14 protein-coding genes and 1 other RNA gene are annotated in these 17,191 nt (G+C 47.9%); 4 read left to right on the top strand and 11 right to left on the bottom strand.

Annotated elements, in window-relative coordinates; all coding sequences use genetic code 11:
• Positions 1-68 precede the first annotated feature (68 nt).
• The 4 genes from NDA01_RS13085 to NDA01_RS13070 form a co-directional block, all read right to left on the bottom strand.
• The gene (locus tag NDA01_RS13085; protein WP_348228279.1) at positions 69-1,739 is read right to left on the bottom strand and encodes an alpha-amylase family glycosyl hydrolase; all 1,671 of its coding nucleotides are present in this window, start codon (positions 1,737-1,739) and stop codon (positions 69-71) included.
• Between the two features lie 121 nt (positions 1,740-1,860).
• On the bottom strand, positions 1,861-3,834 hold the full coding sequence (locus NDA01_RS13080) for a hypothetical protein (protein ID WP_348228278.1): 1,974 nt from the start codon (positions 3,832-3,834) through the stop codon (positions 1,861-1,863).
• Positions 3,835-3,890: 56 nt separating this feature from the next.
• A complete protein-coding gene (gene ruvA / locus NDA01_RS13075; protein WP_190434833.1) occupies positions 3,891-4,517 on the bottom strand; it encodes a Holliday junction branch migration protein RuvA in 627 nt (208 codons plus the stop codon).
• 14 nt (positions 4,518-4,531) lie between these two features.
• Entirely contained in the window at positions 4,532-5,278 is a 747-nt protein-coding gene (locus NDA01_RS13070) for a sucrose-phosphate phosphatase (RefSeq protein WP_348228277.1), read from the bottom strand.
• Positions 5,279-5,566: 288 nt separating this feature from the next.
• Between NDA01_RS13070 and NDA01_RS13065 the strand changes: the two genes are divergently transcribed.
• Complete coding sequence (locus NDA01_RS13065) at positions 5,567-6,808, top strand: MFS transporter (protein WP_348228382.1); 1,242 nt, start codon at positions 5,567-5,569, stop codon at positions 6,806-6,808.
• A 251-nt stretch (positions 6,809-7,059) separates the two neighbouring features.
• Here NDA01_RS13065 and hisIE read toward each other — a convergent pair whose 3' ends face one another.
• Entirely contained in the window at positions 7,060-7,710 is a 651-nt protein-coding gene (gene hisIE, locus NDA01_RS13060; RefSeq protein ID WP_348228276.1) for a bifunctional phosphoribosyl-AMP cyclohydrolase/phosphoribosyl-ATP diphosphatase HisIE, read from the bottom strand.
• A 409-nt stretch (positions 7,711-8,119) separates the two neighbouring features.
• Between hisIE and hemL the strand changes: the two genes are divergently transcribed.
• A complete protein-coding gene (gene hemL, locus NDA01_RS13055; protein ID WP_348228275.1) occupies positions 8,120-9,418 on the top strand; it encodes a glutamate-1-semialdehyde 2,1-aminomutase in 1,299 nt (432 codons plus the stop codon).
• Here hemL and NDA01_RS13050 read toward each other — a convergent pair.
• The 6 genes from NDA01_RS13050 to ssrA form a co-directional block, all read right to left on the bottom strand.
• A complete protein-coding gene (locus NDA01_RS13050) occupies positions 9,415-9,546 on the bottom strand; it encodes a hypothetical protein (RefSeq protein ID WP_348228274.1) in 132 nt (43 codons plus the stop codon). The genes hemL and NDA01_RS13050 overlap by 4 nt on opposite strands.
• Positions 9,531-9,680, bottom strand: a complete 150-nt coding sequence (locus tag NDA01_RS13045; protein ID WP_313930136.1) for a metallothionein — start codon at positions 9,678-9,680, stop codon at positions 9,531-9,533. The genes NDA01_RS13050 and NDA01_RS13045 overlap by 16 nt, the downstream gene beginning before the upstream one ends.
• A 122-nt stretch (positions 9,681-9,802) precedes the next feature.
• Positions 9,803-10,261 carry a C6orf136 family protein gene (locus NDA01_RS13040; RefSeq protein ID WP_431193397.1) on the bottom strand — a complete coding sequence of 153 codons (459 nt, stop codon included), beginning with the start codon at positions 10,259-10,261 and terminating at the stop codon, positions 9,803-9,805.
• 34 nt (positions 10,262-10,295) lie between these two features.
• Entirely contained in the window at positions 10,296-12,308 is a 2,013-nt protein-coding gene (locus NDA01_RS13035) for a hypothetical protein (protein WP_348228273.1), read from the bottom strand.
• An 85-nt stretch (positions 12,309-12,393) separates the two neighbouring features.
• Positions 12,394-12,591, bottom strand: a complete 198-nt coding sequence (locus tag NDA01_RS13030) for a hypothetical protein (protein WP_348228272.1) — start codon at positions 12,589-12,591, stop codon at positions 12,394-12,396.
• 751 nt (positions 12,592-13,342) lie between these two features.
• Positions 13,343-13,728, bottom strand: a transfer-messenger RNA (tmRNA) gene (gene ssrA / locus NDA01_RS13025).
• A gap of 315 nt (positions 13,729-14,043) precedes the next feature.
• On the opposite strand from ssrA, the gene NDA01_RS13020 reads away from it, so the two are divergent.
• Both NDA01_RS13020 and NDA01_RS13015 read left to right on the top strand, forming a co-directional pair.
• On the top strand, positions 14,044-16,644 hold the full coding sequence (locus NDA01_RS13020; protein WP_348228271.1) for a M1 family aminopeptidase: 2,601 nt from the start codon (positions 14,044-14,046) through the stop codon (positions 16,642-16,644).
• Positions 16,645-16,862: 218 nt separating this feature from the next.
• Positions 16,863-17,138: a hypothetical protein gene (locus NDA01_RS13015; protein WP_190434808.1), complete on the top strand. Its 276-nt coding sequence runs from the start codon at positions 16,863-16,865 to the stop codon at positions 17,136-17,138.
• The last annotated feature ends 53 nt before the right edge of the window (positions 17,139-17,191 follow it).

Genomic DNA, 17,191 nt, shown 5'->3' with positions numbered 1-17,191 from the left:
CTACAAGAAGTGCCCCTACAAGCAATAGGCGTGGTTGGTTTCAGGAAATAGGCGAATTAAAGCAGCTTTTAAGGCTGGTAGATAAATACTTTCGCTGCAAAATCTTTTAGTTCCGTAGTGAGGCAAGCATTTTCTGCTTGGTATTGGCGATCGCCCAACCATTCATACCAATTGCCATCTTCTGGAAAATTAGGAATTTGATATTCTGGGAACGATTGGTCAGAAAAATTAGCCACCACTACAACTCTGGAACCCATATCATTCCAGCGCACGTAAGCTAATATTTGATTCTCGATATGTTCGTAGAAGAAATTAACATTTCTAGTTTGTAGCGCCGGAATCTTTTTCCGTAGAGCAATGAGCTTTTGATAGTACTTGAGTAAGTCTTGGTTAAAGTCTTGTTCTAATAAATGCCATTGCAACTTGTTCGGCTGAGTGGTCGTTTCGGTTTTACGTTTATACTCACCAAACTCATCGCCCATCCAAATCATCGGCAGACCCATTGCGGTCATCAGTAAGACTGCACCTAACTTGGCCCGTTGGAAAGCTGCTTGGTCAAAAATGCCGCGATCGCCCAACTCAGTTAGAGTGCGTTCGCGATCGTGGCTGGCAAGATAATTCACGACAGAAGTGGCACCCGCAAAACCTTGAAACTTACCATCTAAGGCTTCTTTGAGCTTGGCTAAATCGAACCTGTCGCTGCAAATATGCTCGATCGCGAAGATGCGGAAGCTTTCGTGCCAGCAGCCTTCAAAGGGGCCATCCGGCTCTGTGACGCAAATGGCCTCTGGAATATGCTCAGCAATATTGTAAAAAGGTTTGTTGCCTGCGGCTTTCGTGGCTTCCTGGGTTAGCCAGAACAAAAAGTCGTAGTTCCCCAACTGGCGAATCGCATCGTAGCGAATGCCGTCAATGTGGTACTCCTGCACCCAATATCGCACGACATCGCCAATAAACTTCCAGGCTGGTTTGATGTCCAGGGTTTCATCGTAGCCATCGTAGTTAAACTCTGGTCCCCAGAAGTTGTCTGGGTCATCTGGATAATGCATGTCGTGGTAGTACCAGTAGTCGCGATCGATCTTGAGGAGCGGGCTTTCCCCGTCTGAGTGGTTATAGATGCCATCGATCAAGACCCGAATGCCGCGCGCATGGCACTCATCAATAAATTTTTTCAAGTCTTCTGGATTACCGTAGCTGGATTCAGGGGCGAAGAAGTAACGCACCAAGTAGCCCCAACGGTAATTTCCGGTGTACTCTGTCACGGGCATGAGTTCGATTGCATTGATGCCCAGTTCTACGAGGTAGTCTAGTTTGGCGATCGCGGCAAGAAAATATTGCCCCAACGTGACCCCTTCAATTTCACCAACGAAATCTGCAATGTGCATCTCATAAATGACAAGTTCTTCATTGGCAGGGAGAGGCTTGTCATCGTGCTGCCATTCGTAAAAGGTGCTGACCTTTTCCCCATCTTTGACGCGCATCACGCCATTTTGAGTGTTGAGGTCGATTTCGGTAACGTAAGGATCATTCACGTCGAGCCACTGGCCGTGCAAGTACTCAGTCTTGGACAGCACCCGAAATTTGTATTGATAAACTCCGTCTTCTAAGTCTACAGAGGCCCGATAGTAGCCATCTTCTCCCTTGGTCATCGGCGTCTCCTGCCAGTCTAAGAACGATCCGATGAGTGCCACTTTCTCGACACGGGGAGCAAATAAGCTGAACTCAATAGGGCTTACCATAGCTATCCTTTAGAAAACGGAAATTGCAATTGCTGAGAGCTTTATTACCAATTGTGAATTTTTTCACTCAGCAACCACATCAGTCTCCAGGAGCACAGACAGCGACCAGAAGAGTGGTTTTCTACTGGCTAAGCTCAACTGCTCGAACTTTAGAAGGTTTTACCTGAGGGGCTGCCCTGAAGAAAACCCCAACCGATTCTAAAGAATTGGCTGATACCCACTGCTTGAAAAAAGCTACCCCCTTATAAGAAATTCGATCTGGTCCTGAATATCCCACGGAGATGATTGCACAGGGGCTGAACGTTTCATAGCGCTTTACGCTAGCCCTTTGGTTTGAAACATTCTTAACATCAACATGCTCAATATGAAGTGCGGAAATATTTTGTTGAAGCAGTACCCATAGAGGATACTCCCAAGCATCTTCCCGAAGGACTAAGCCAATCTTTGAACACTGCTCAACCCTCATTTGGTTAGCAACCTCTACATAGGACTCTTGCAGATCATGTCTATTGGTAAAATATTGCTCAATAACATTAGTGTTAAAGATGTTTTGATTGCCGAGAATAGGACGAGATTCGTTATGGAATACCCAAGCAAGCGATATATACAGAATGATGAAAACAAGATAGCCTTTAACCTTTTGAATTTTGATAGCCTCGAAGAATATTCCAATCAAAGGAGAGAATAAGACAAATACGGGTAGGTGAAGTCTGCTATTCCAGGGCTGCCACTTTAATAGAAAACAAAATAGAAGAAATGAAATTACAAGAGATGTAAGATAAGGTGAGATGTATTTTTTTTGCTTTATTTTTTTATTGCTAAAGCAGACAGAGATTGTCAGCGTTGAAAGAAAAAGATGAATTGGATTGCCAGCTGTATCTTCATAGGTTTGGAGTCTTGGTATGGAGAATTTCGCTCCGGGCCAAGTTGTTTTAGGGTCACTAATATCTAGATTCAAGCTTTTGTGTACGACACGGATTATATTTTCTGCTGCATTGTTGAATGAATCTAGAGGAGTATAAATATGTAAGGCAACATTTCTAATAGTATTTGACAATAGGGTTTGAATAGTAAAGGTGTCATTGGTTAATTTGTGAGAGTAAGTTGTAATAGGAAGACCAAATAAATCGAAGTTGCGTAAATAATGACCAAGGTTTATTAAGATGATTATTAAGGTCGTAGTGATTATAGATCTAAGGAATGCCTGACGAGAAAACCTTAATTCAGAAATTAATAGCCAAATGAGAAAGGGAAATCCATAGATATAGGCTGTTCCTTTAGTTAGGATAGCAAGCCCTAGGCAACCAGCAGCAGCAACTAGGCTGACCTTACGCATCTCACGTCTGATCACTAGAAGAACAAAGTTAGTAAAACACACTAACCAAAAAGCAGCTACATAGTCATTTTGAGTACTAGAGCCCTGTAATATACCCATGGGTATACTTACAGACATAGCAGCAGTAAAAAGCTGGTGGCGAAAATTAGCTCCTAGATTTTTAGCAAGCAGGGATGTCCCAAAAGCAGAGCCAATCATGCTGAACCACTGCACCAAATTAGCGAGGCGATCGCTATTACTCAAAATTTGAAAGTGTAAAATAACAAACTCTGCCCAAGGGCTTTGATAGAGCTGTCGTAGGATATGAGTTGGATAATGAGCAACACTATGGTTTTGTTGCCAGTGTACGGCGCGGGCCATGTGATAGGTCATGGAATCCCAATTGTTGGGCGGAGCGGCTAAGGCAGTTAAGCCGATAGTAATGATGATGAAAGCAATCCCACCTATCAGAGCAATTGAAAATAGAGAGAATGAATTTCCCTGATTAGTGTTAAGGTTAACCTCATTCGCCAAAGTCCCAGACCCAAGTCTTTTACATTTAAAGAACCAGCCAACTAATGCAACCGTAGTTAATATCCAAGAAGCTAGAACATAATTAAATGTTATTAGATCGAAGATACTTAGAAACTCAGTAGCAAAGGTTAGCAAGACTGCCCAAAGTGTAGCTCCCAATAATATAGAAATACGATACTCATAGCCTTTGGCAATAAAAGTAAAAATTGAAAGTGCTAGTGAAATAAAAACCAATGAGACAAACATGATTGTTACCTCTAGCACCCTTCAAATACCAACAATCAGCCCTATGCAAATCTAAGCTATTGGCTCAACCAGGCGATCGCTTCCCGAATCCAGGCATCGGGTTCAGAATTTTTTGCCAAGCTAGTATTTTGCCCTACGGCTTGCAGCGCTTGCATAATCTCGTCACTGGTGTAGCCCAGAGCCAGTAGCGTCATTTCTACATCTTCTTGAATTTCAGGGGTGGGGCCAGCCGAGGGCAAGCTGGACAAGCCTGTATGTTGCCGCCACTCGGCCAGCTTGGTTTTGAGTTCTAGGGCAATCCGTTCTGCGGTTTTGGCTCCCACACCAGGGGTACGGGCCAAAGCTTTCGTGTTGCCAGAAACGATCGCCTGCACTAAGTCTTGCAGCCCCATTTTGTCTAGAAGCGCTACGGCGAGTTGTGGGCCAATGCCGCTGACGCTGACCAGTTGGCGAAACAAATCCCGCTCAGCGGCGGTGCCAAAGCCAAACAAAATCATTTGGTCTTCTCGCACTTGTAAATGCGTGAAGATTTGGACAGGTTCTCCTAAGTCAGGTAATTGTTGAATTAAGCGGGGGACAACTTGGATGTCGTAGCCCACCTGGTTGACATCTAGGGTGAGGGTGACCCGATTGCTGGGATTTTTTTGGATGCTGGCGACGGTGCCCTTGAGATAACCAATCATCGTTTAGCAAAAGTTTAGAGAAAGCCGAAGTAGTTCAGACCTTCCAGAATACCGCCCGCACAGTGAGCTTTGGCTAAGTAGTGGTGCTCGAATGGATTGGCTTCGTGCCACGCCAACATTTCCGGTTGGGCATTGCCGACAATAATTCCCCGCTCCTTCTCCACTGAGAACAAAGCACAATCATTGCCAGAATCGCCACACACCACAGTTTGGGCAGAGTCAATTCCCCAGGTTTGCCGCAAAAATGCCATTGCCATGCCTTTGTCTGCTTGGCGAGGCAAAATATCAAAGTCTTTGCCACTGCTATAAATCAGCTTTACTTCCAAACCGCGCTGTTTTAATAACGCTTCGATTTGTGGCAAAACTTCAACAGCGGCTTCTTCCGTCAAGAAATAACTGACCTTAAAAGGACGCTGTTCTGGATCGGGTTGAGGTACTAGATCCGCAAAATGCGCTCCCGTTGCTACCACCATCTCTCGATCCCAGTGGTGCGAGAGCTTGTCTGACCAAGTCGCATCTGGAGCATCAACGCCGTTGTAGTAAATTTCGGTGCCCACTGCCACGACGAGGGCATCTGGCTCTAGCAATTGCTGTGCGGCTTTGAGTTCCTGGTACGACGACAGCGATCGCCCGGTACTATAAACAATTTTGGTGCCATGCTCTTGGCGATGTTGGGCTAGCTTTTGGTTCAACACTTGGAGGGCGGCGGCATCTCCTACTAGAGTGTTGTCCAGGTCGGTTACAAATAGAAATTGCGTCACAGCTTCTTTACGCTCCGGTCACTCCATGAAAAGTTTAAGGGGAGCTTGCTGGAAATCGCTTCCTCTTCAGGAAGAATCATGATTGGAAGGCTGCGATCGCTCAAACCATTCGGAAGTGGCCTAAATCTGGCCAACAGATGTCCTTAAAAGGGGAGATTCTAAGCTGGGATGAAGCTGCAATATTGCAAGAAGTAGTGAGCAACGACCTGCGATCGCTCGATGGCTGATGGTGCTTTTGCGATCGCTGAGATTGGCTTGACTTAGATTTAATTAGCAGGAGAGAGTCCCATCAATTCGCGATTTCCTTGGCTGCCCCAGTTCAACGCCCAAGTTTGGATTCTGGTCTTCGGTCGATTGCTCTCTCAAGTGGGCAGCGGTTTTACCCTATTTTACGCTCCCATTTTTTTCGTCAATCAGGTGCATTTGTCGGCAGCAGCTGTTGGTTTGGGTTTAGGTAGCGCCTCCATTTCTGGTGTTTTAGGGCGACTTGCAAGTGGCTCCTTGAGTGACTCTCCGCAGTTCGGCAGGCGACGAACCTTGCTGCTGTCGGCGCTGGTTTCAGCGATCGCTTCTTTTGTCTTGGCTGCAACGACCAACTTCCCCATCTTTGTTGCTGGCAACTTGTTGATGGGGCTAGGCTTAGGCCTGTACTGGCCTGCCACTGAAGCGGTTGTGGCCGATCTAACCACTCCAGACCAACGTAATGAAGCTTACGCCTTGACTCGGTTGGCCGATAGCTTGGGTTTAGGTTTGGGTGTGGTACTGGGAGGAGTTTTGATTAGTGCTACGGGTGCTTATCGCACGTTATTTATCCTGGATGGCATTTCCTTTGTGGTCTTCTTGGGTGTGGTTTATGTGGCGATCGCTGAAACCGTTAAACCCAAAAAAGAGCCTCAGCAGTGGCTAAAAGGCTGGGGTGTAGCTCTACGCGATCGCGCTTTGCTGGTCTATGCGTTGGTGAATATTCTGTTCACCACCTATGTCTCCCAAATCCAGAGCACGATGCCGCTGTACTTTAGCAACTTTGTCTCAGTGGGTAATTCTGGACAGGGGTTTGCTCCTAAGGAAATCAGCGCTTTGTTTACAGCCCACTTAGTCTTATCTGTGTTGTGTCAACTCCCTGCCGCTCGTTGGCTGAATCGCTTTAGCCGCCCCCATGCTCTGATGATCTCGGCTCTGATTTGGGCGGTCGGCTTTGTGTTGGTGTGGGCTACAGGTGCCGCAGCTAATGGCCAATGGTTCTGGGCTGGGTTGAGTTTGGCAGTTTTGGCGATCGCCAATGTCGCTTACACGCCTGCGGCTTCTTCGCTGGTAGTAGATCTGGCTCCAGAATCTCTACGCGGTGTGTATCTCTCAATTAATTCGCAATGCTGGGCGATCGGCTATTTTATCGGCCCCCCCCTAGGGGGATGGGCACTGGATCAATCAAAGTTTGTGGCTCACAACTTCTGGCTAGGCTTGGCCTTGAGCATTGCGATCGCTTTGGTAATTTTGCAGTCTTTGCAACGCCTAATGTCTCAACCTAGATAATTTAGCGCTGAAACACTTCTCAACTCTTATCTGAATATTTCTTGAATGTCCCGGCAAGCATGTAGAGATTTAGCATTCGGCCCTGATGAGGACACAAGCCTGTTAGCTTGCACTGCAAATGCCAAACCCTAGAATTTGAACCTAGACACCTAATTGCTCAGCAACTTGCACTGGGCAAAGCATTCAGCCGGAATCTACTATCTAGCTTTCAACTTAATTGCTGAATGCTTTGCCCCTAGCACGTCTGTTGCTTAGCGGCGGCGTTCTTGCAGTTTGCGGTATACGGCTTTGATGTCTACTTTGTGATGGGCTAGAGCAACTAGCGTGTGATAGAACAGGTCGGCTATTTCTCCGGCGATCGCTTCGGCGTCGTCATCCTTAAAGGCCATCACCACTTCTGCCGATTCTTCACCAATTTTCTTGAGGATTTTGTTGTCACCCCCTGCCAAGAGCTTGCAGGTGTAGGAGTCGGGGCTGGGGTTGTCGCGGCGATCGCTAATCACACCAAACACTTGAGAGAGCGTGTCGGCGGGTGGAGGAGTGATGCCGCCATCCACTTGATGGAAGCAACTGCGCTCTCCGGTGTGGCAAGCAATATCGCCAATTTGCTCCACGCTGACCAAGAGGGCATCACTGTCGCAGTCATAGCGCAGCGATCGCACCTTTTGGGTGTGGCCAGAGGTTTCTCCTTTATGCCAAAACTCAGATCGCGAACGGCTCCAAAACCAGGTTTCGCCTGTTTCCATTGTTTTTTGCAAGGACTCCTGATTCATCCATGCCATCATCAATACCGTGCCATCGAGGTAATCTTGCACAATGGCGGGCACCAGTCCCTGCTCGTTGTAGTGAATTTGGTCTACAGGGATAGCTTGACGAAAGGCAGTTGATTCAGGAGCAGACATAACTTCAGAAATCTCAGCGGAGGTTGGCGCAACGTTCACCCGTCTAAGATATCATCGCGCGATCGCGACCGAACTTCTAGTTCCAGCAAAATGTTGGGCGATCATTACAGAAAATCTTGAGTAACTCAAAGTCTCTCAATCATTTGGCAGGCAAATTTATAGCACTCTTCAACTTGGCATGCACTTCCTGATTCGTAGCGAAGGAAGTCATGCGGCTCCTAGAAGTGAGATAATTGACTAGCATAGCTTCTGGCCGCACAGTTCACGCCTGTCCAGCGGTGGATATTGAACCAGTACAAAGTCTTTGGGTTGGAGGGGCAGCTTTCAACTCTCTAGCTCTACGCCCGTGAAAACTCCAGTTTTAGTTTAGGTCAGACTTTAAAGTTAAGAGAAACATCAGGAGAGAACCTTGGTTGTCACGACACTTAAAACCACTAAGTCAGAAGAAATTTTCGCAGCTGCTCAAAAACTAATGCCAGGGGGCGTTAGCTCTCCAGTGCGTGCCTTCAAATCTGTGGGTGGTCAGCCCATCGTTTTCGATCGCGTCCAAGGAGCCTACGCTTGGGACGTAGATGGCAACCAATACACTGACTATGTAGGCAGTTGGGGGCCAGCCATTTGTGGGCATTCCCATCCAGAAGTGAACAAAGCCCTGCACGAAGTCCTAGAGAAAGGCACTAGCTTTGGTGCTCCCTCCGCGCTCGAAAACATTCTGGCTGAAATGGTAATTGATGCCGTTCCCAGCGTGGAGATGGTGCGCTTCGTCAACTCTGGTACAGAAGCTTGCATGTCCGTGTTGCGCTTGATGCGAGCTTTCACTGGACGGGAGAAAATCGTCAAGTTCGAAGGCTGCTACCACGGCCATGCTGATATGTTCCTAGTCAAGGCAGGTTCAGGCGTTGCCACTTTGGGCTTACCTGACTCTCCGGGGGTTCCTAAGTCCACCACTGCCAACACATTGACGGCTCCCTACAACGACCTTGATGCCGTCAAAGCCCTATTCGCCGAGAATCCTGACCAAATCGCTGGCGTCATTCTAGAACCTGTCGTCGGCAATGCGGGTTTCATTCCTCCCGATGCGGGCTTCTTAGCTGGCTTGCGCGAGATTACTCAAGAGCATGGTGCCTTGCTCGTGTTCGATGAGGTCATGACTGGCTTCCGGATTTCCTACGGCGGCGCTCAGCAAAAATTCGGCATCACTCCCGACCTGACCACGATGGGTAAAGTGATTGGTGGTGGTCTGCCTGTAGGGGCTTATGGCGGTCGTCGCGACATTATGGCGATGGTTGCGCCTTCTGGCCCGATGTACCAAGCTGGCACCCTTTCTGGTAACCCCTTGGCGATGACCGCTGGCATCAAAACTCTGGAACTGCTGCGGCAACCTGGCAGTTACGAGCATCTTGATCGCGTGACTAAAAAGCTGGTTGAAGGTCTGCTGCAAATCGCTCAAGAAACAGGTCATGCAGCTTGTGGTGGCAGCATCAGCGGTATGTTCGGCTTCTTCTTTACCGAAGGCCCAGTTCACAACTACGAAGACGCCAAAAAGTGCGACCTCACCAAGTTCAGCCGTTTCCATCGCGGCATGCTAGAGCGGGGCGTTTACTTAGCACCTTCGCAATTTGAAGCAGGCTTTACTTCTTTGGCGCACACCGATGCTGATATCGATCGCACCTTGGAAGCATCACGAGATGTACTGTCTAGCCTCTAAGTTGGCGCTAAGGTGTAGCCCTCTTTAAGGGAGGCGATCGCATATTCATGAAAAAACCCGCTAGTCTTGGCACCAGCGGGTTCTTTTTGTAGGAATTGCTTGAGTTTGAGTCCTAGTTGCAATCGCAACCTGTATGACCACAACCTTCTCCATTAGAGTGCCCACTTGCACAAGCATCACTGCAATAGTATTTGCCATCTTTTTGCACTGCTTGCTCGTTGGGAGAAACAATACACAGGCAGGAATCGCAGGCACACTTCATTTGGGACACAGCAGTCATAGAATTTACCTTTACTAGTTCTAAGCTACTTTAACAGATGAACATATATTCAGATATTGGCTTAAAGATAGAAATTTAGGGCGATCGCTTGATGTGATGGGTTCCTAAGGGCTGCGATCGCTGTTCTCAGACAAACTCTTTTCAGGAAGGAACTGCCGCAAAATCTCGCTCGGTTTACGGTCCCAAGTATCGATGTGCTCGTAGATCAACCCTTCGGGCGTGAGCTTATAGGTTGAGTAACCATTGAAGAAAATACTGGCGTTCCAGGGTACTCGCAATTTACCCCGTACTGTCCAGGTGGCTAGCACCACATCAGGAGCAGGGTGAGATACGTCGTGTAAATCAAAAAACAGTTTGGTAAAAAAGAGCTGACCGTGAAATCGTAAGGTCCAAAAAATGATGCGGTAGTTGAACTTACCCTTAAACCGATTCACGGGGTCTTGGAACAAGATGTTTTGAGTGTAAATGCCGTAGGAAATGTCTCGCTCAAACAAAGTCGGCAAATCATTTCTCAACGTTTGCATTACCTGCTCTACCTGAGCTTGATACTCCTGCGTCTGCAATCTGTTTCCCTCTCTCCAACGACTCTTATTCAACCTATGGTGCAACCTCTAGGGTGTCCGCTGCCTCAACCTGGGTTTCAAAGGTGGAATTACCCGCTACCACTCGTAGCCTACCTTGTTTCCAACCTAGAGAAATCGGACCGTTCCCTTCTGTCGGTTTGTAGAGATCAAAGTGCTGCTCCCAGTTGTAAACCGCACCATTACGGACTACGGTTGGTAACTCATTTTGGGGATTGTGCCTTAGCTCTAGAGTTTCTCCAGTGACCCCTCGCAACTGGACCGTTCCTTGGGGCAAACGGCTCAAATTCAATTGGCTCTTATTTTTGACGGCTTGCTTAAATTGTTGGTAACGACCGTGAGTTGCAGGTTCCCCGACTTCTAAGGTGAAGCCTGTATAAGCACTATCGCCTGGTACAGACTTCAGCGTGCGTTCTTGCCGATAAAGCTCAGCGGTTTTTTTGTTCGCGATCGCCACTTCTTCATAAGGCTGAAGATTAATCGGAGAAACGGCTAGCCAGGTATTTTCAAATTGGAAAAACCAAACGCCATCTTCAACCTCTGCTTTGGCAGATTTGGGCACTTGAAAGAAAAACGGTGTATCTGAAGCAGGACGCAACCAAATCATCAGATTGCGGTATTGCCCGATTTGGTCGCCCCGATTCTTGCCAGGCTGCACGCGATCGCCATCGGTATTGGCTACAAAATAATCCACGCCGCGTTGAGAGTTCTGCGCCATCAACTTAAACGGCCCCACATCACCATCCTTAAAGGAAGACACCACGCTTCCTAGTTGATAGGTTTGGCCGAAGAAAGTGGTTTCCCAATAAGCAGGTTGGTCAGATCGACCAGGTTTCCAATTTTCGTAAGTAGGATGCGTGATCAGCAATTCTGTCGATTTGGCAAACTGCTTCCGGGCTAGATTCACCACCGCCTCAGGGGGACGGTAAGCGCTGGTGATTACATGAATTGAGTCTCGCTCTGGCTCAGGATTAGGGAGAGTAGCATCTCCGAAGTACAGCCAGAGCAGCCTAGCCGCACTAGAGCCAAACACCACATTTCCTTTGCCATAATCTCGCTTGCTGGGTCCACCAAATCCGCCGTGGTAGTACTTCACAGCTCCAGTAGCCGAGAGCCAATCTAAAGCTGCCTTGGCCAATTGTTTGACTTCCGGATCTTTGGCAAAATCATAGAGATTCAGGTACGCTGCCAATGTGTGGCCGTGATAGTTTTCTGAATCCCACTCTCCCATGCCAATGTGGTAGAGCGTCGCCACATAGCGATGCAGCTTCTGCTTGTATAAGCGGCGTACCGCTTCATTTCCTGTCTCTTCGGCCATTAAGTACACTGAGATTTCGCGCATGGCTCGGAGATTGTCAGTGTTGCGGTTATCTACCCAACTGCCTCGCACCTCTGGACCCCAGCCCTGCTTGCTGTCATCGCCTTTGCCATAAATCGGGTGGGGGCGACGATTTGGGTCTTGCTTGGTCCAGTTCTTAGCACCCTCAAACATTCGCTGTTTGTAAGCAGGCTCAAGAAATTGGCCAAACAGAAAATATTTCCGCATCTGGCCTTTCAGCGTGAAGGAATAGTAATAGTCAATGCCTGCCGTGTGCTGGTTATCTTTGGCTTGCTTGTCTTCGCTTTGTAAAAAGGCGATCGCTGGGTCTCGATTTCCCGCCAAAAAATCGAACATGGCGTAAGGGTAAGACCGCTTCTCGTTTTCGCCTTTATTGTTGCCATACTTCTTCCCTTGATAAAAAGCAATGGCTTGTTTGGCTCGCTGCTGGAATTCCTGCTCCCACTCTGACGGCCAAGGATTCCGCAGCCGACGATCAACTGGAATGGGCTGGATGGGCAAACCGCTATTCTCAGCCGCTACTAGTTTTGTTGTTCCTGGTACAGGCGTAGCATTGAGAGTCAGCTCAGATACTTTAGGACCAACTGTGGAAGGACTGACGTTTGGGGTCGTATTAGCACGACAAGCCAGCACTCCCCCAGCTAGTGAGGCGATCGCTACCCAGGATGAAACCTTACTCAGCCCTTTCATCTATCCTCTAGCCCGCAAAACTGCCATTATCTTGGCACGGTCTCCAGGTTGATGCGAAGAGCGATCGCCCCTTACTTACGCTTACTTAAATAATGATCAGTGCAATTAAGAGCGCCGTCAGCAGCGTCATCAACATCAGAGACAGATCGTTGTCTGACCTAGAAAGCGCTGACTTGGATAAATCGCGCTTGAAGTCGCAAGATAAGCACAGATAAAGATCGCTGGTGCGCTGAACTACTGCCTTCTTGCTGCACTTGGGGCATTCGAGAGCTTGCACTTGCATCGTTGCTGTCCCCTCCATAAATTCAGTGCTTACATAGAGAACCAAGCAGCGATCGCTCAATTACGGAGGAGATGTAAAGTTTCTAAAAAGCAATCTCCGATTCTTAGGTATTAGTTTATACAGCAAAACTTGACTTAAGGATGGCTAATAGTATCAAGTTACTTTCCTAGCTTGCTTCGCGATCGAGCATGAGAAAAATTCTTTTTCTTATGTATTTATACGGTGATAAAGCTGTACAATATGCCCTTAGAGTTCAGCTAAACTTCACGCCAAAGTCAAGCTGCTATAGCTTGGCCCAGATTAAAGTTCCCTGTGTTTCAGCCTGAGTCAAATTTTGTTTCCTGTTGCTCGTTCATGCCATACCATCGCCACATGATTTAACCTAGGTTCAGCGATCGCTTCACTCTTGTCGGTCCTGATAAGAGATTGAGGCTGTTTGAACCAAAATCTGCTGGTTTTTGCGCCTGATTGCAGAGCGAACTTGAGCTATCTGACTAGGCTAGATGAAATTGAGTCGTCGTTGACTGTGAACTATTACAGGGTGCTTCGAAGATTATGATTTCAATGACTGTTCTACTGGTGACTACCTTAGCCACTACCTATCTTTTAGTTGGTTGTGGTAGACCTGTTTGAAACTGTTGCTGTCGTTAAGCAGCGCTGGCTCTTTGACCTAAACGCCTAGCGCCTAACTGATTCAACCTAAATAAAAAACCTCACCCAGTTAAAGCATGGGTGAGGTTACTAAAATTAGAAGTGGAGCTGAGCGGAATCGAACCGCTGTCCGCAACGGGTATTGACCCCCCGCTCGTTCACAGGTTTAGCTTCTCTAATCCTCGAAGCGGGAACTGTCCTTTATCCCGGACAATGGGATGCTCTGGTAAAGTCTTTGCTAACCAGTCAACCAGAGGTAACTAGCTAACGCATCCGTTGGGGGTTTGTCTGTAATCCTTAACGGAGTCAAACTACAGACGCTCGAACCTATGAGAGGTTTTTAGGCAACAGCAGCTGCTTTACGAGCAAAGGGTACGATGTTGTTCGCATGTACTTGTTTTGAGCCATTGATTTGCGAGAGGTGACTCACTCTCGACCTGCATCACGAAGCAGCTTTCGCCATCACGTCGAAACCAGTGCAGCCCCATGCTTGGATCTCTGATTATAGTTCATTTATTTCAAAATGTGTTGAATAGCAGCTTATTTCACTTAAGGGCTGACTGAAACGGCTGCTTCTAACCAGTTCGCCAGCCCAAGGTGACAAAGTAGTGGATATGACTTCGAGTTAGTTAAGATATCAGGTCTAGAACACGCTACTCTGTAAACAACCGTGTGCTCGGCTTCGTTTAGTCAACCGTCTTAAGGTCTAGTCAAAAACTCAGAAGTTCTTGAAATCCAAAACTTCTTCGGGTTTTTGGGTGGGCGCTTCTATTCTTTAGCCCTACAGGTCATCTTCTACCAATGTTGCAGTCGTCTTTCGATTCTGACCAGAACAGCCATAAGTCATTTGAGCTACCGGGTGCTCGGCCTCACTACAATCCCGATCGCCCTGGTCAAGTGGAGCATATCTTTTTAGATCTCGCTCTCGACATTCCTAACCAGTCCTACCAAGGCACTTGCACCATTCGCCTCAATCCAATTTGCAATGGCATCGATCGCCTGACTCTGGATGCAGTGAACTTAAACATTCAGTCGGTGAAAATTGCCGCGATTGAGCAAGCCTTTGAAACCGATGGAGAACAACTGCACATCCAGTTGCAGCAACCCACGGAAACAGGGAAGCCCTTGGAGTTAGCGATCGCCTACAGCGTCGAAAAACCCCAGCGTGGTCTCTACTTTATTCAACCAGATAAGCATTATCCTAATAAACCTGTTCAGGTCTGGACCCAAGGCGAAGATGAAGACTCTCGCTTCTGGTTTCCTTGCTTCGACTACCCAGGCCAATTGACTAGCTCTGAAATTCGAGTCCGGGTGCCGAAGCACTTAACGGCAATTTCCAACGGCGAGCTGATCAACACTGAGGTTGAGGGCGACACCAAGATTTATCACTGGTTGCAACAGCAGGTGCATCCGACTTATTTAATGACCTTAGCAATCGGAGACTTTGCCGAGATTCGCGATGAATGGCAAGGAAAACCCGTTCCTTATTACGTCGAAAAAAGTCGCGAAGCTGATGCCCGCCGCAGCATGGGCAAAACTCCCAGAATGATGGAGTTTCTCAGCCAGAAATATGGCTACCCCTATCCTTTTCCGAAATACGCTCAGGTTTGCGTCGATGACTTCATCTTCGGCGGCATGGAAAATACTTCCACCACGCTGTTGACCGATCGCTGCCTGTTGGATGAACGAGCCGCGCTAGATAACCGCAGCACTGAGAGCTTGGTCTGCCACGAACTGGCCCACCAGTGGTTTGGGGATTTGGTGGTGATCAAGCACTGGTCTCATGCTTGGCTCAAAGAAGGTATGGCTTCCTACTCGGAAGTGATGTGGACTGAAGAGGAATACGGAGCCGAAGAAGCTGCTTACTATCGGCTTGGTGAAGCTCGCAACTATATTGCAGAGGATACTGCCCGTTACCGTCGCCCCATTGTCACTCACGTTTATCGAGAAGCGATCGAGCTTTATGATCGCCACCTCTACGAAAAGGGGGCTTGCGTCTACCACATGATCCGGGCGGAGTTGGGGGATGACTTGTTCTGGAAAGCGATCGCCACCTTCGTCAACGACAACGCCCACCAAACTGTAGAAACCATCGATTTACTACGGGCGATCGAGAAAGCGACGGGACGCAACTTGCTATTTCTCTTCGATCAATATGTGTTTCGCGGTGGACATCCCGACTACAAAGTGGGTTACGCCTGGGATGGCGATAGCAAGTTAGCCAAAATCACCCTCACTCAAACCCAAGCGAAGAGTAATGATAACGGCAGTCGGAATGAGCTGTTTGATCTGAAATTGCCAATCGCATTTGGGTATGTCAGCGGTGAGGAGAAAGAAGAGAGGAGCTTTAAAACCTTCACGGTGCGAGTCCATGAGCGGGAACAAACGTTCTACTTCCCCCTAGAAGAGAAGCCCCAGTTCATCAGCTTTGACCAAGGCAATCACGTCCTCAAAACTGTTTCACTGGAATACCCTGTCGCTGAACTTAAAGCCCAGCTTCAGTATGATCCTGACCCCATTTCCCGCATTTATGCTGCTGAAGCTTTAGCCAAGAAAGGTGGATTAGAAGCAGTGAAGGCACTATCGGATGCTCTAAAACGCGATCGCTTTTGGGGAGTCCGAGCAGAAATTGCTAAGCAACTAGCAGACGTCAAACTAGACCAGGCCTTTGCAGGACTGGTCACAGGGCTAAAGGATGAAGTTGCCCAGGTCCGTCGAGCCGTCGTTGAAGCGTTAGCTAGCATCAAGACTTCCGAGAGCTATAAAGCCCTAAAACCAATCGTTGAAAGAGGCGACCCCAGCTACTACGTTGAAGCCGCTGCCATTCGGGCGATTGGTGGGATTGCTGCTTCTAACCTGCATGAAAAACCTAAGGATGACAAGGTGCTGAAGCTGCTGAAAACAGTTCTAGCAGAACGCTCAGGCTGGAATGAAGTCGTGCGATCCGGGGCGATCGCGGGACTGAGCCAGATGAAAACTTCAGAAGCAGCTTTGAATTTGATCTTAGAGTACACCGCTCCTGGAATCCCCCAATCGTTACGTCTCGCCGCAATCCGGGCGTTAGGGGGCATTTCCTCTGGTCAAACCAACGTGAATTTGTCACGGATCTTAGAGCGTCTTAGTGAGTTGTCACGGGAAACTTTCTTCCTGACTCAAGTGGCGGTAGCGGCAGCTCTAGGGCAGATGGAAACGCTCAAAGCAATTCCCATCCTCCAAGCTCTTGCCGATCAGACTCCTGACGGTCGAGTGCGTCGCATTGCTGAAGAAGCAGTCCAAAGAGTTCAGAAGCACGCTGGCTCTGATAAAGCTGTGAAGCAACTGCGCGAAGAGCTAGATCAGATGAAAAAAGAGAACCAAGATCTGAAGAGTCGCTTAGAAGCTTTGGAAGCCAAGGCTAAGTAGCCTGACTGGAGCCAAGCTTATTGGGCTGTACAGCCCTTGATAAGAGTTAGAAGCTAGAACCTAGGAGCCAGAATTCGGAGAAACTACGGATCGGCTGGCTCCTGCGTCTTCAGATTCCAAACCAATCCTTTATGTAAAGGTGACGGTTCCTTACAAAATCTTGAAGCTGTGGTACGGATAGTTTTGGTGAGTTCGGGAATTCTGAAATAAGCAGGCTCATGCGTCATGCAGCTTTGCCAAACTCACCTCGACCAGAGCGCCTGATTATGACCCTACCTTCTATCCCTGTCGATTCTCAACAAGACTATCAACATGAGTATGCTCAAATCTTAGTAGAGATTCAGCAAGCTGCTAAAGCGCTATTCGGCCAAGAAATTAATCAGCAGGAAGCAGATTTTGAGTTCCGAGCAGCGGCTCGAATTTTAATGGGACGAGTTACTTGTTTTAACCTGCAGCATATTAAGGAAGTTGCGATCGAGCTTTTAGGAGCCTAAGGTTTATCACTTCGTCCTAGCGTGCTAACTTCCTTACTGCAATCATAGATAAA

The organism is Trichocoleus desertorum AS-A10 (assembly GCF_039962155.1).
GTDB lineage: Bacteria > Cyanobacteriota > Cyanobacteriia > FACHB-46 > FACHB-46 > Trichocoleus.
This window is presented reverse-complemented; position numbering and strand designations above follow the sequence as displayed.